This is a genomic window from Hymenobacter busanensis (assembly GCF_008727865.1).
GTDB classification, from domain to species: domain Bacteria; phylum Bacteroidota; class Bacteroidia; order Cytophagales; family Hymenobacteraceae; genus Solirubrum; species Solirubrum busanense.
Genome location: NZ_VTWU01000001.1, coordinates 757948 through 772326, shown reverse-complemented (window position 1 = coordinate 772326; position 14379 = coordinate 757948). Strand labels below are relative to the sequence as shown.

The 14379-nt window shown below is 61.9% G+C and carries 15 protein-coding genes; 10 read left to right on the top strand and 5 right to left on the bottom strand.

The genetic code is table 11. From position 1 onward, the window contains the following. Positions 1-63: 63 nt before the first annotated feature. Positions 64-1095 carry a class 1 fructose-bisphosphatase gene (gene fbp / locus F0P96_RS03195; RefSeq protein ID WP_151077283.1) on the bottom strand — a complete coding sequence of 344 codons (1032 nt, stop codon included), beginning with the start codon at positions 1093-1095 and terminating at the stop codon, positions 64-66. 95 nt (positions 1096-1190) lie between these two features. On the opposite strand from fbp, the gene F0P96_RS03190 reads away from it, so the two are divergent. From F0P96_RS03190 to F0P96_RS03160, 7 genes are all read left to right on the top strand, one after another. Further along, positions 1191-2477, top strand: coding sequence for an aspartate kinase (locus F0P96_RS03190; RefSeq protein ID WP_151077282.1), 1287 nt, complete (start codon positions 1191-1193; stop codon positions 2475-2477). 48 nt (positions 2478-2525) lie between these two features. After that, positions 2526-3299 (top strand): enoyl-CoA hydratase-related protein, encoded by a 774-nt coding sequence (locus tag F0P96_RS03185; RefSeq protein ID WP_151077281.1) that lies wholly within the window; start codon positions 2526-2528, stop codon positions 3297-3299. Between the two features lie 86 nt (positions 3300-3385). Then, complete coding sequence (locus F0P96_RS03180; protein WP_151077280.1) at positions 3386-3838, top strand: Fur family transcriptional regulator; 453 nt, start codon at positions 3386-3388, stop codon at positions 3836-3838. A 123-nt stretch (positions 3839-3961) separates the two neighbouring features. Further along, a complete protein-coding gene (locus F0P96_RS03175) occupies positions 3962-4603 on the top strand; it encodes a peroxiredoxin (protein WP_151077279.1) in 642 nt (213 codons plus the stop codon). 125 nt (positions 4604-4728) lie between these two features. Beyond that, positions 4729-6027 (top strand): 3-deoxy-D-manno-octulosonic acid transferase, encoded by a 1299-nt coding sequence (locus F0P96_RS03170; RefSeq protein WP_151077278.1) that lies wholly within the window; start codon positions 4729-4731, stop codon positions 6025-6027. Continuing rightward, on the top strand, positions 6024-6950 hold the full coding sequence (gene rsgA, locus F0P96_RS03165; RefSeq protein ID WP_151077277.1) for a ribosome small subunit-dependent GTPase A: 927 nt from the start codon (positions 6024-6026) through the stop codon (positions 6948-6950). Before F0P96_RS03170 ends, rsgA begins: the two co-directional genes overlap by 4 nt. Before the next feature lie 80 nt (positions 6951-7030). Beyond that, positions 7031-7933, top strand: a complete 903-nt coding sequence (locus F0P96_RS03160; protein WP_151077276.1) for an NAD(P)-dependent oxidoreductase — start codon at positions 7031-7033, stop codon at positions 7931-7933. A 66-nt stretch (positions 7934-7999) separates the two neighbouring features. Here the strand turns inward: F0P96_RS03160 and F0P96_RS03155 are convergent, their stop codons facing one another. Further along, positions 8000-8617, bottom strand: coding sequence for a fasciclin domain-containing protein (locus tag F0P96_RS03155; protein ID WP_151077275.1), 618 nt, complete (start codon positions 8615-8617; stop codon positions 8000-8002). A gap of 121 nt (positions 8618-8738) precedes the next feature. Further along, on the bottom strand, positions 8739-9356 hold the full coding sequence (locus tag F0P96_RS03150) for a fasciclin domain-containing protein (protein ID WP_151077274.1): 618 nt from the start codon (positions 9354-9356) through the stop codon (positions 8739-8741). A gap of 196 nt (positions 9357-9552) precedes the next feature. On the opposite strand from F0P96_RS03150, the gene F0P96_RS03145 reads away from it, so the two are divergent. Continuing rightward, a complete protein-coding gene (locus F0P96_RS03145; protein WP_151077273.1) occupies positions 9553-10011 on the top strand; it encodes a peptidylprolyl isomerase in 459 nt (152 codons plus the stop codon). A gap of 138 nt (positions 10012-10149) precedes the next feature. Here F0P96_RS03145 and F0P96_RS03140 read toward each other — a convergent pair whose 3' ends face one another. Both F0P96_RS03140 and F0P96_RS03135 read right to left on the bottom strand, forming a co-directional pair. After that, positions 10150-10344: a hypothetical protein gene (locus tag F0P96_RS03140; RefSeq protein ID WP_151077272.1), complete on the bottom strand. Its 195-nt coding sequence runs from the start codon at positions 10342-10344 to the stop codon at positions 10150-10152. 219 nt (positions 10345-10563) lie between these two features. After that, the gene (locus F0P96_RS03135; RefSeq protein WP_151077271.1) at positions 10564-12093 is read right to left on the bottom strand and encodes a sigma 54-interacting transcriptional regulator; all 1530 of its coding nucleotides are present in this window, start codon (positions 12091-12093) and stop codon (positions 10564-10566) included. A 178-nt stretch (positions 12094-12271) separates the two neighbouring features. Between F0P96_RS03135 and F0P96_RS03130 the strand changes: the two genes are divergently transcribed. Together F0P96_RS03130 and F0P96_RS03125 are read left to right on the top strand one after the other, a co-directional pair. Continuing rightward, positions 12272-13246, top strand: coding sequence for a c-type cytochrome (locus F0P96_RS03130; protein WP_151077270.1), 975 nt, complete (start codon positions 12272-12274; stop codon positions 13244-13246). A gap of 118 nt (positions 13247-13364) precedes the next feature. Continuing rightward, positions 13365-14345 carry a c-type cytochrome gene (locus tag F0P96_RS03125; RefSeq protein WP_151077269.1) on the top strand — a complete coding sequence of 327 codons (981 nt, stop codon included), beginning with the start codon at positions 13365-13367 and terminating at the stop codon, positions 14343-14345. Positions 14346-14379: the final 34 nt, after the last annotated feature.

The window sequence follows — 14379 nt, the reverse complement described above, 5'->3', positions numbered from 1 at the left end:
TCCGGGCACAAAAAAGCCCTGCTGATACGTCGGCAGGGCTTTTTTAATGCAGGTCTGAAGAGACTAGGCCTCCTGGGCCGCGTCGATGGTTTCGGTTTTGCGGATGAAGTCTTCCACTTTCTCCACCAGTTCGGTGGAACCGATGAACAGCGGGCACCGCTCGTGCATGTCATGCGGCTCGACTTCCATGATGCGCTTGAGGCCCGTGCTGGCTTTGCCGCCGGCTTGCTCTACCACAAAGGCGAGGGCGTTGCACTCGTACATCAGGCGCAGCTTGCCGTTGGGATTTTTCGCCGTGCCGGGGTAAATGTAAATGCCGCCTTTCAAGAGGTTGCGGTGGAAATCGGCCACCAACGAACCGATGTAGCGGGCCGAGAAATTCTGGTCTTTGCAGTGTTGCACGTACTGCTTCACGCCCTCCGAGAAGGTGTTGGCGCTGCCCTCGTTGATGGAGTAGATGGTGCCGGTTTTGGGCGTGGTGATGTTGGGGTGCGAGAGGAAAAATTCGCCCAGCGAGGCTTCGTAGGTGAAGCCGTTGACGCCTGCGCCCGTGGTGTACACGAGCATGGTGCTGGAGCCGTAAATCACGTAGCCCGCGGCCACTTGGTGCACGCCTTTCTGCAGGCAGTCCTCCATGGTGCCCTCCTGCCCGATGGGCGACTGGCGGCGGTAGATGGAGAAGATGGTGCCGATGGATACGTTTACGTCGATGTTCGACGAGCCGTCCAGCGGGTCGATGGCCACCACGTATTTGCCCTGGGTTTTGCCGGTCTGAATCATGTCCTCTTCCTCTTCGGAAATGACCGTGCAGACTTCGCCGCCGTTGCGCAAGGCGCGGATGAAGCGGATGTTGGCAATGACGTCGAGCTTCTGCTGTTCTTCGCCCTGCACATTTTGCTGGCCGTAGGCGCCGGTGATGTCGATGAGGCCCGAACGGTTGATTTCGCGGTTCACGATTTTAGCTGCCAGGGCAATGTCGCGCAGCAGCTGCGACAGTTCGCCGGTAGCGTACGGGAAATCTTCCTGCTTGCGCATGATAAACCGGTCGAGAGTAGTGCCTACCGGTAGCGCGAGGCGGTCGGAGTGATTGTCCATATCAGCAGTAAGGAAAGGGGAAAAGGCAATGTCTGGATAGGCAAAACTACGGGTTTTCGCGCGCATCTGCGGGCCGTTTTTCTACTTTTGACCCCATGCTGCCTTCGCTTCCGCTTCGCGTATACAAATTCGGCGGTGCCTCCGTCAAAGACGCCGCCGCCATTCGCAACCTGCACCGTATCCTTCGGCGGCAGTCCGCCAACCAGCCTTTGCTGGTGGTGGTATCGGCCATGGGCAAGACCACCAACGCGCTCGAACACCTGTTTCAGCTCGCCTACGAGGGCCAATGTTACGCCCAGCCGCTGGAGGCGCTCCGGCAGTTTCACGTGGGCGTGGCCGAAGAGCTGCTGCCCGAGGCGCCGCGCAATGCCGCAGGCCAAGTCGAATGCGGCGCGCTCTACACCCTGCTGCAAGAACTGGGCGACCGGCTCGGCAACGTAACCAAAGGCGACTACGACCGGCAGTACGACCAGATTGTGAGCTACGGCGAGCTGCTGGCCACCTGCATTGTGGCCGCGGCCACCGGCGCGCAGTGGCTCGATGTGCGCCCGCTCATTCGTACCGACCACACCTGGCGCGAAGGGCGCGTCGACTGGCCCACCACCGAGCGGAACCTGCGCGACCAGGTGCTGCCCATGCTGCCGCACGGCCCGGTGCTCACGCAGGGCTTTTTGGGCGGCACCAGCAGCGGCCAAACCACCACGCTCGGCCGCGAAGGCTCCGACTACACGGCCGCCATTCTGGCCTACTGCCTCGGCGGCGAGTCGGTGACGATCTGGAAGGACGTGGCGGGCCTGCTCAATGCCGACCCCAAGATTTTCCCGAACACGGTGCGCTACCCCGAAATCAGCTACCAGGAAACCATCGAAATGGCGTACTACGGGGCCTCGGTGATTCACCCGAAAACCATCAAGCCGCTGGCCGTGCGCGGCATTCCGCTGTTTGTCAAGTCGTTTGTCGACCCCGAGGCCGAGGGCACCAAGATTCACGACTGCAAGCACGCACCGCTGGTGCCGGCCTACATCCGCAAGACCGATCAGTGCCTGATTTCCTTCGAGTCGAAGGACCTTACGTTCATTTCGGAGGAAAACCTGGAGGTAATTTTCGGGGCGCTGGCGCAGGTACGGCTCAAAATCAACCTGATGCAGAACTCGGCCATCAGCTTTTCGGTGTGCACCGACTGGCACGAGTACCGCGTGCGCAAGCTGCTGGAGCAATTGCGCGAACAGTTTACCATCTACTACAACACCGGCCTGGAGCTGTATACCATCAAAAACTACACGCCTGAAGCCATCGGCGAGCTGACACACGGCCGTGAGCTGTTGCTGGAGCAGCGCACCCGCCAGACGTTTCAGTTTGTGAGCCGGGCGCCAGCCGCCTAATGCCCGGACAGCTCCGGTTTTGCCTTTTCTTTTCTTCCCCTCCCCTTCATGGAATTCATTCGCGTAACCCCCGACGCCCGCCCGCAAGTCGCCCTCATTGAGCTGAACCGCCCCAAAGAGCTGAACGCGCTGAACCTGCAGCTGATGCAGGAAGTAGCTGCGGCGCTCAAAGAGCTAGATGACAATGACCAAGTGCGCGTGATTGTGCTGACTGGCAACGAGCGCGCCTTTGCCGCCGGCGCCGACATCAAACAGATGGCCGGCCGCTCGGCCATCGACATGCTGGTAGTTGATCAGTTTTCGGTGTGGGACCAGATTCGCAAGACCAAAAAGCCGCTGATTGCCGCTGTATCGGGCTTTGCGCTGGGCGGCGGCTGCGAGCTGTGCATGACCTGCGACATGATTGTGGCCTCGGAAACGGCGCAGTTTGGCCAGCCCGAAATCAAGATTGGGGTGATGCCCGGCGCCGGCGGCACGCAGCGCCTGACGCGCGCCGTGGGCAAGGCCCGCGCCATGGAAATGGTGCTGACGGGCCGCCCGATTTCGGCCCACGAAGCCGAGCGCGCGGGCCTCGTAAACCGCGTGGTGCCGGTGGGCCAGTACCTGGAAGAAGCGTTCCGGTTGGCCGCCAGCATTGCCGAAATGTCGCCGGTGGCGGCGCGGCTGGCCAAGGAATCGGTGAACCGAGCCTTCGAGACGCACCTCGACGAAGGCCTGCACTTCGAGCGGAAGAACTTCTACCTCACCTTCGCCTCCGAAGACCAGAAGGAAGGCATGGCGGCTTTTGTGGAGAAGCGCAAGCCCGAGTTCAAAGGCCGCTAGGTGCGCCTACGGCCCGCAGAAACGAAACCTTTTCCCTGGCGAAAAGCTTTAACAGCTACCTTTGCATCGGAGAATCATTCTTATCTGTGAGCTTACCCGCCGTTTCCACGTCCTTACCTGAACCCGAGCAGCTACGCGAGCGGCTGGCCGCTGCTGGCCTGCGCGCCACCCAGCAGCGCCTGGCCATTCTGGAAGCCCTGCTGACGCTGCCGGGCCACCCCACGGCTGAGCAGGTGTTCCGGCAGGTGCGACCGGCCCACCCCACGGTGTCGCTGGGCACGGTGTACAAGGCTTTGGATTCGTTTGTGGCGGCCGGCTTGCTGCGCCGCGTGGCCGATGCCGACGGCACCCGCCGCCGCTACGACCCCGACTGCAGCAACCACCACCACTTGGTGTGCCAGGACACGCAGGAAATCATCGATTACTGCGACCCGCAGCTCGACCGGCTGCTGCAGGAATTTTTCGCGGCCCGCGGCTTCGAGAACTTCCAGCCCCGCTCCTTTTCGCTGCACATCACCGGCGTGCGGGCCGAGTCGTAACCCCTGCTTTTTCGGGACGTTGCCCGACGCTGCGGCGCCTCCACCCACACATGGCCATTCGGGCCGATTCTCCTCTCCTTCCGCATTTCCACCTTTCTTTTTTTCACCCCCAACCTACATACCATGGCAGTTCTCGTTGGCAAGCGCGCCCCTTCGTTCAAAGCTACCGCCGTTATCGACGGCGAATTCGAAGAGGAATTTTCGCTTGACCGCTACCTGGGCAAGAAGCACGTCATCTTCTACTTCTACCCGGCTGACTTTACGTTCGTTTGCCCCACCGAAATTATTGCTTTCCAGGACCGTCTGGCCGAGTTTGAGGCCAAAGGCGTTGCCGTGGTCGGCTGCTCGACCGACACGCACTTCTCTCACTTTGCCTGGCTGCAAACCCCGCGCGACAAGGGCGGCATCGAAGGCGTAGCCTACCCGCTGGTAGCCGACGCCACCAAAACCATTGCTTCGAACTACGACGTATTGGGCGGCCACTACGACTACAACGAAGAAGGCCAGATGACCTACGTTGGTTCGCCCGTGGCGTACCGCGGCTTGTTCCTCATCGACAAAGACGGCATCGTGCGCCACCAGTTGGTGAACGACGGGCCGCTGGGCCGCAGCATCGACGAAGCCATTCGCATGGTGGACGCGCTGCAGTACTTCGAGAAAAACGGCGAAGTATGCCCCGCCAACTGGGAAGAAGGCAAAGAGGCTATGCACGCCACCCGCGAAGGCGTAGCCAACTACCTCAGCAAGCAAGGCGCGCTGCAATAGCGTTTCGCTTTTCTAGGCTTGTATTCGCAACGCCCCAGCCATATCGGCTGGGGCGTTGTCGTTGATGGGTATGCGGCAGCGTGCTGGCCTGCGTACCTTTGCCACCCGCTTTTCTTTGTTCGCCCTTGGTTTTTCTGTATTCGTTTGCCCTGCGCCTCTACGGCTTGCTGCTGCGGCTGGTAGCCCCGTTTGTGCCCAAAGCCCGGCTCTGGACCGACGGCCGCCGCAACCTGCTGGCCCACATCAGCCAGCAGCTGGCTGCCGATGTCGCGCCGCGGGTGTGGTTCCACTGCGCGTCGTTGGGCGAGTTTGAGCAAGGGCGGCCGCTGATGGAGGCGTTCCGGCGGCAATACCCGCAGCACCGCATCGTCCTCACGTTTTTCTCGCCCTCGGGCTACGAGGTGCGCCGCCAGTGGCCGGGCGCCGACTACGTGTTCTACCTGCCGCTCGACACGGCCGCCAACGCCCGGGCTTTCGTAGCCGCCGTGCGGCCCGAGCTGGCCGTGTTCGTGAAGTACGAGTTCTGGTACCATCACCTCGCCGAACTCAAGCGCCAGGGTGTACCGGTCATTTGCGTGTCGGCTATTTTCCGGCCGCAACAGGCTTTTTTCAAGCCCTGGGGCGGTTTTTTTCGCCGCATTCTGGGTCAGTTCGCGCATATCTTTACCCAAGACGAAGCGTCCGTGGCCTTGCTGCGCACCGCCGGCATTCCCCACGCCTCGGCCGTGGGCGACACCCGTTTTGATACCGTGGTGGATACCGCCGCCACCGCGGCCAAGCACTTGCCGTTGGTAGAAGCTTTTGTGGCCGACAACGCGTCCGTGCTGGTGGCCGGCAGCGTGTGGCCGCCTGATGTGGAAGTGCTGGCGCCGGCCTTCCGCCGCTGGGCTACCGAAGCGCGGTTTATCGTGGCGCCGCACGAAATCAACGAGCCGCATTTGCAGCAAGTAGAGCAGGCGCTGCCAGGCCAGGTAGTGCGCTATTCGCAGGCCACGCCCGCCACGGTGGCGCAAGCCCGCGTGCTGCTCATCGACAACATTGGTTTGCTGCGGGAGCTGTACCGCGTGGGCGACGTGGGCTACATCGGCGGGGCCTTTGGCAAGGGCCTGCACAACACGCTGGAAGCCGCGGCCTTTGGGCTGCCGCTGCTGTTTGGGCCCCGCTACGAGAAGTTCCGCGAGGCCCGCGACCTGGTGGCCTCCGGGTGCGCCGTGGTAGTGCACGACCCGACGGAACTTGAACAGCACCTGGCGACGTGGCTGGCCGAACCCGCCAGACGACAGCAGCTTGGGACCCGGGCCCGCACCTACGTACACGAGCAGGCCGGGGCCACCCAGCGCATCCTGCACGCTATTCGCGCGTGGCTTCCGGGCACTACTTCCACTGGCGTTACCTCCCCATCCGCAACCCCTTTTCCCTCATGACCGGAACCGTCGTCAAATCCACGGGCTCGTGGTATATCGTGCGTGAGCATGGCACGCTGGCGCTGCACCGCTGCCGGTTGCGCGGCAAATTCAAGCACAAGGGGCTGAAGGTGAGCAACCCGCTGGCCGTGGGCGACGTGGTGGAGTTTTCGGTGGAAGAGCAAACCGAGGGCGCCGGTGTTATCGACCACATTGAGCCGCGACGCAACTACATCATCCGCCGCTCGGTGCACAAAACCGAGCACGCGCACATTGTGGCCGCCAACCTCGACCAGGCCCTGCTGGTGGTGACGCTGGCCTCGCCGGCCACCTCGTTTGGCTTCATCGACCGGTTTCTGGTGACGGCCGAGGCCTACAGCATTCCGGCCACGCTGGTCTTCAACAAAATCGACCTCTACGACGAGGAACTGCTCGATTACCTCGGGCAGGTGCAGAAGCTGTACGAACGCATCGGCTACCCCACGCTGCGCTGCTCGGCCGAAACCGGCGCCGGCCTCGACGCCATCGACGCGCTGCTCGATGGCAAAACCACCCTGCTTTCGGGGCACTCGGGCGTGGGCAAAAGCACGCTCATCAACGCGCTGGTGCCCGACCTCGACCTGCGCACGGACTATATCAGCGAGTATTCCGACAAGGGCAAGCACACCACCACTTTCGCCGAAATGCTGGACGTGCGCCCCGGCACCTACCTCATCGACACACCCGGCATCAAGGAGCTGGCCCTGGTCGACATCAAGCCCGGGGAGCTGGCGCACTTCTTCCCCGAAATGCGCGAGCGGCTCAACCAATGCCGCTACCACAATTGCCGCCACGTGGAGGAGCCCGGCTGCGCCATTCACGAGGCCGTGGAGAAAGGCAAGATTGCCCTGCCCCGCTACGAAAGCTACCTGAGCATGCTGGCCGGCGAAGACAACCGCCGCTAAACCAAGCTGCTGCCCCAACCTGCGCCTTTGGTTTTAGAACCAAGTTGACCGCTCGCCCGCCGAATCCGTTTCAGGCGAATATGGAACAGCAACCGCGTCTTCGCATCGGTTTTGTGGGCACCGGCCACATGGGTGCCGCCATGGCCACTCACCTGCTCAATGCGGGGCATCAAATGTGCGTGTACAACCGCACCTCCGGCAAAACCGAAGCCCTGCATCACCTGGGGGCCGAGGAAGCCTCCTCGCCCGCCGAGGCCGCCCGCGACGCCCACGTGGTGTTTACCATGCTTACCGACGCACCGGCCCTGGAAGAAATAACCTTTGGCCCCGACGGCATCTTGAGCACGCTGCCCGCCCACGCGGTGCACGTATCGTGCAGCACCGTGGGGCCCGGCACCAACGAAGACCTGGCCCGCGCCCACTCCGAACGCGGAGCGCAACTGGTAGCCGCGCCTGTGTTTGGCAAGCCCGACGCCGCAGCGGCCGGCAAGCTGTGGGTGTGCATGTCGGGCCCCGCCGAAGCCAAGCAGCGTGTGCGGCCGTTGCTGGAAACGTACAGCCAGGGCATTCACGATTTTGGCGAGGCCGTGGGGGCAGCCAACGTGGTGAAGCTCTGCGGCAATTTTATGCTGGGCGCCGCCATCGAAGCCATGGCCGAGGCCTTTACGTTGGCCGAAAAAAGTGGCCTGAACCGGCAGCAGGTCTACGAAATGTTCACCAGCACCATGTTCGACACGCCCATCTACAAAAGCTACGGGCGCATGGTGGCCACCGAGGATTACAAGCCCCTGGGTGCGGGGCCGCAACTGCTGGAGAAAGACCTTAACCTGGTGCTCGACCAGGCCCGCACCCACGGAGTGCCGATGCCCTTCGCCAACATCATCCTCGACCACCTGAGCGCCACCGTGCTGCGCCGCCGCCACGACGAGGACTGGACGTCTTTCGCACGCCGGGTGTCCGAGGGTGCGGGCATCGAGCGGTAAGGTTATACAAACGACAGGCCCGGATTGCGCAATCCGGGCCTGTCGTTTTGCAGCTTCAGCTATTATTTATTCGGCCGGGGGCAGCAGCACTTTGTCGATGACGTGGATGATGCCGTTGCTCGACACCACGTCGGGGGTGGTTACATTGGCCCCGTTCACGGTCAGCTTGCTGCCGTTCACCCCAATCTTGATTTTCTGGCCGTTGAGCGTGGTCAGTTCCTGCCCGTCGCGCAGGTCTACGGCCAGCAGGCGGCTCAGAATGATGTGGTAGCCCACGAGGCCTTGCAGTTTGTCTTTGCTTTCGGGCTTGAGCAGGCCAGCCATGGCGCCGTACGGTAGCTTGTTGAAGGCGGCATTGTCGGGTGCGAAAATGGTGTAAGGGCCTTCACCAGCCAGCCGGTCAGCCAAATCGGTTTGCTTGGCGGCCTGCGCCAACCGGCTAAAGGCAGGCGTTGCCTCGACGTTCTGGGCCAGGGTTTTATCGGCTGTGAGGGCCACGCCACCCACCGCCACACCGCCCGCCTTGCCCATCCGCGCCGAGTCGGTACTGGCGTTGGGGTCGTAGGCCAAGGAATCGGCAATGGAGGCGCCTTCGGTGGCGGTGGGGTCGGTTTCGGCGGGCTCGGAGTTGCAGGCGGCGAGCAGCGGCACAAGGGCCACTAAAAAAGCAAAGCGGAAGCGCATGGCGAAGTAGCAGTTGGTGGGGCAAAACTAGGGACGCACGAACGCCGCGGAAGGTTTGGCCGTTTGGGCAGCAAAAAAGCCCGGCCTTGGGAGCCGGGCTTTTTTGTCGTTGCTGCTCGGATTACATCTTCGGCAGCAATACCTGGTTGATTACGTGGGTCACGCCGTTGCTGGAAATCACGTCGGCAATTTCCACGGTGGCGCCGTTAATGGTCGTTTTGCCATCGGCCATGCCCACTTTCAGCTTTTCGCCTTGCACGGTGGTCAGCTCCTGGCCGTCTTTTAGGTCGGCGGCGCGCAGGGCGCCGGGCACTACGTGGTAGGTAAGCACACCGGTCAGCTTGGCCTTATTTTCCGGCTTCAGCAGCCCATCGACAGTGCCAGCGGGCAGGGCATTGAAGGCGGCGTTGGTGGGGGCAAATACGGTGAAGGGCCCTTTGCCCTGCAGCGTTTCCACCAAGCCAGCGGCCTTCACGGCGGCTACCAGCGTGGTGTGGTCGGCCGAGCCGAGGGCGTTGGCCACGATGTCCTTGTCGGGCGTCATCATGGCCCCGCCCACCATTACGCCACCCGTGGCGCTGCTGGCCGCAGCCGAATCGGCCACGGGAGCCGACTCGGTTGCCGTGCTGGTTTCGGTGGTGGAAGTGGTTTCGGTGGTTTTGTTGTCGCCGCAGCTGCTCAGGCCGAGGGTTGCGGCGGCCAGCAGTGCCAACGAGGCAGTCGTGAAGACTTTCTTCATGGAAAAGGTTGGAAAGATGTGGTGTGGGTTGTTGCTACGGACAAGTCCCCAGTGGACGGGATTGTTTACATAGCGGCAGGACTATACGCAAGGCCGAAACCCTTCGGATTGGCTCCCGTTCACAAAAACCTACTTTTGCCCCGCCGTCTGCCCATTTGCCGTGGGCGGCTCCCTCCTACTTTTTCTGTTTTTCCCGATGAAAACCGCTGAGATTCACACCGCCAAAGGCGTCATGAAAGTCGAGTTCTTCGACCATGACGCACCCAACACCGTCAAGAACTTTATCGACCTGGCCCAGAAAGGCTACTACGACGGCCTGAAATTTCACCGCGTACTGCCCAACTTCGTGATTCAGGGCGGTTGCCCCAACACCCGCGACGGCGCCAAGGGCACGCCCGGCACCGGCGGCCCCGGCTACAAAATTGACTGCGAAACCTCGGGCGGCAACCAGTACCACGACCGCGGCGTGCTGAGCATGGCCCATGCTGGCCGCAACACCGGCGGCTCGCAGTTCTTCATCTGCCACTCGCGCGACAACACCGCCCACCTCGACCGCGTGCACACCGTGTTCGGCAAAGTGGTAGAAGGACTCGACGTGATTGACCAGATCAAGCCCAACGACACCATCAACAAAGTGGTGGTGAACGAGGCATAAACCTCGCTCATCTGCAATAGAAAAGCCCCAACGCCAATTTGGTGTTGGGGCTTTTGCTTGCTGCCCGCAGGCAGCTCCGGCCGCGGGGCGGAGTAGCGGCCGAATTTGCGCACCGCAAAGTGCGCGACCTGGGTGGGTTTATTTTTGAAAAATCCAGCGGCAGCCGGGCTGGTATTTCTTGTACACAGGGCGGTGCAGGCGGCCCGCCTTAGCCATGCTGCGCCCAAACAATCCGTTGCCCGACGAGGCTGCCAGCGCCGACGAAGCTAGGGGCAGAACAAGCGCGAGGGTGAGCAGCAGGCAGGCGAAGCGGCGGGCAAATGAGGCAGTCATGGCAGGTGGGAGAAACGAAGGTGTGGGTTTGTTTGGCCGGCTTTCCCGACCAGAACTGCTGCAAAGCAACGCACGCTCTGGGCCTCGTTGCTTGGGGTTTCGCTCGGCCCGCTTCTTCACTATCCGAACCACCGCCTTTCCTCGATGAACCTAGCTTCTTAAAACACAGGGCCTCCCCGCTTGCGCCGGGAGGCCCTGTGCGTTGCAATGCAGTACAACCTACCGCCGGCGGCGCTTGCGGTTGAAGTCTTCGTCCTCGTCGTCATCGTCGTCCTGCCCGAAGGTGGGCATGGTGAACATGGAGCTGAGCAGGTCTTTGAACTGCGCGCCGGCCGTGAGGCGGTTGCGCGAAATCATGCTCAGCTCGGCCATGCCGTGCAGGGCAAACTCCATCCAGAAATACGGGTTGTCCTTGAACAGCTCGGCGGGCACGCTGTCTTTGGCCAAGTCGCGCAGGCCGGGCACCACATCGAGCAGGGCGCGGTAGTCGGCGTCGGAGGAATCGTGGAGCAAATCCACGGTGTGGCCGCCAAACCAGTCCTGCACCGGCTTGTAGGGGTTGGGCTTGTCCTTCTGCTTCTTGCTTTTCTCGGGGTCGGGGAAGTACTGCAGAAACTGGGTGCGCAGGGCCTTGCCCATCAGCTTCTCGGCCACAATGCCGGCTCCCTCCTGCTCGCCCTCGTACACCAGCTCCACCTTGCCCGTAATGGCGGGCACGGCAGCCAGAAAGTCGCCGATGCGCACGTTGGTTTGCGTCTCGCCGTTCAGCAAGGCCCGGCGCTCGGCCGCGGCAATAACCTGCTCGTAGGCCGAAATGGTCAGGCGCGCCGACACGCCCGACTTGGCGTCGACGTACTCAGAGGCGCGGGCCTCGATGGCCACCTGCTCCACCAAATCGTGCACCACTTCGTTGCCGGTCACCAGTTGGCGCTGGGCGTCGGTCAGGCGCGCTTCCTGCTGGGTAATGCGCTTGCCGATGTCGATGGTTTTGGGGTAGTGCGTGATGATTTGCGCGTCGATGCGGTCCTTGAGCGGCGTCACGATGGAGCCGCGGTTGGTGTAGTCTTCGGGGTTGGCGGTGAAGACAAACTGCAGATCGAGCGGCAGGCGCACCTTGAAACCGCGAATCTGGATGTCGCCTTCCTGCAAAATGTTAAACAGCGCCACCTGAATCCGGGCCTGTAAGTCGGGCAGTTCGTTGATGACGAAGATGCCGCGGTGGGCGCGCGGAATCAGGCCAAAGTGAATCACGCGCTCATCGGAGTACGGCAGCTTGAGCGTGGCAGCTTTAATGGGGTCGGCGTCGCCGATGAGGTCGGCCACCGACACATCGGGCGTGGCCAGCTTCTCGGTGTACCGCTCGTCGCGGTGCAGCCAGGCGATGGGCGTATCGTCGCCGCGCTCGGCCACGATGTCGCGCGCATAGCGCGAGAGCGGCTGCAGCGGGTCGTCGTTCAGCTCCGAGCCTTCCACCACAGGAATGTATTCGTCGAGCAATTGCACCAGCTGGCGGGCAATGCGCGTCTTGGCCTGGCCGCGCAGGCCTAGCAAATTGATGTGGTGCATCGACAGGATGGCACGCTGCAGGTCGGGTATCACCGTCTCCTCGTAGCCGTGGATGCCGGGGAAGGCGTTTTCGCGGCGGCGCAGGATGTCGATTAGGTTGTCGCGGAGCTCTTGCCGTACCGAACGCGGCTGATACCCAGCGGCTTTCAGTTGGCCGAGGGTGCGGATAGATTCGTGGTTCATCAAGGGGCAGATACGAAGGGGAATGGTCCCGGTTAGCTTAACAGCCGAAGCCGGCCGCTGGTTCGAGTACGCTCGGGGCGGTCTGAAGTTCACATGTTTATGCTACTGACACGCATTTCCGAGGCCGGTACTTTTGCCCCTGTTCCCGCTCCACTTACCGCTTACTCTCTCAAGAGCTATGAAAAAAGTATTGCGCGTCCTTGGCCTGCTCGTGGCCGGCCTCGTTTTTTTGGGCGCCTGCGCCGCCACGTTTGTGCAGGTTCGGGGCATTCCGAGCTACGATGTGCCCAAGCTGAAGCTGGCGCCGGTGGCTTACACGCCGGCCCGCATCGAACACGGCCGGCGGCTGGCCATGAGCATCTGTGCTTCCTGCCACTTCGACAAGAAAACCGGCCGCTTCAGCGGGCAAGAGCTGAAAGATATTCCGGCTCAGTTTGGCCGCTTCTACTCGGCCAACATCACCAGCGACAAAGCCCACGGTATCGGCGGCTGGACCGATGCGCAGGTGGTTACGCTGTTGCGTACGGGCATCGGCCCCGACGGGCGCATCCGCTCGGTAATGCCCAGCTTTGAGCGGCTCTCCGACGAAGACGTGCTGAGCATTGTGGCTTTCCTGCGCTCGGGCGAGGCCGAAGTGCAGCCAGCGTCGCAAACCTCGCACGTGCAGGAGCCCAGCTTCTTTGGCAACGTACTGGCTAACACCATCATCCAGCCCGCGGAGTTGCCCGCCAAGCCCATTCTACAGCCGAACCCGGCCGATGCGGTGGCCTTCGGCAATTACCTCGTCACGTCGCGCTACAAGTGCTACGACTGCCACTCCGGCGACATTCTCAAGACCGATAGCAAGAACCCCGAGAAGTCCTTCGGCTACATGGGCGGCGGCTCGGTGCTGCAGGATGCCGAGGGCCACGACATCATCAGCCGCAACCTCACGGCCGACCCGGAAACCGGCACCGGTGACTGGACCGCGGAGCAGTTTACGCAGGCCATGAAGTACGGCAAGTCTCCCAACGGCGTGTTGCGCTACCCCATGCCCAAATACTCGCTGGTAACCGACGACGAAGCCCGCGCCATTTTTGCCTACCTGCGCACGGTGCCGGTCATCAAAAACGCCACGCCCGAAGACGGTTCGGCGGCCGTGGCAGCGAAATAGCGCTTGGCGGGAATCATTTGCAGGGAAGGCGGGCTCACATGATTATGCGAGTGACAAGGGTGCAAAGCAAACATACTTTTGTACTAGACACTACTTCGCTCATCAGTTCTCCCCCGCAATGAAAAAAGCGTTCAAAATCATTGGCATTGCGCTGGCCGCTGTGCTTTTCTTGGTGGTGTGTGCCGCTGGGTTTGTGCAGGTGCGCGGCATTCCCAGCTACGAGCCGCCCAAGCTGCCGGCTCAAAAGGTGGCCATCACGCCCGAGCGCGTGGTACAGGGCGAGAAAATAGCCATGTCGATGTGCGCCGACTGCCACCTCGACAAGAAGACCGGGGGTCTGACCGGCCGCCACATCGACGACTTGCCCGCCGAGTTCGGCAAGCTGTATTCGGCCAACATTACCCAGCATCCCCAAATGGGTATTGGCCAGTGGACCGACGAAGAATTGATCGGCCTGTTTCGCACCGGCATCGGCCGTGAGGGACGCTACCGGGTGGTGATGCCCACCTTCGTGCACATGGCCGACGAGGACATCTACAGCATTGTGGCATTCCTGCGCTCCGATAACGCACTGGTGCAGCCCCAAGCCATAGCTTCGCACCCGCAAGAACCGTCGTTCCTGGCCAAGGCCCTCACCAACACGGTGATGAAGCCTACCCCCCTGCCCAGCAAGGTCATTAAGGTGCCTGCAGCTACCGATCAGGTGGCTTTAGGTCATTACCTCGTCACGGCCCGTTACCTGTGCTACGACTGCCATTCAAAGGACTTTAAGAGCAACAACGTCATGGAGCCCGAAAAGTCGGGAGGGTTTCTGGGCGGCGGCAACCATTTCGTGACTAAAGACGGGCAAACCATCCTCTCACGCAACATAACCCCCGATGTAGAAACCGGTATTGGCGACTGGACCGAGCAACAGTTCGTGCAGGCCGTCAAGTTTGGCCAGTCGCCCAGCGGCCCGCTACGCAACCCCATGCCCAAGTTCAGCATCATGGACGACGCCGAAGCCAAGGCCATGTACGCTTACCTGAAAACCGTACCCGCCATCAAAAACGCCACGCCCGAAGACGGCTCGGCGGCCAATGCAGTAGCCACGCGTTAAGGGAACAACACATTGCGCTGCATTGGACGGCGGA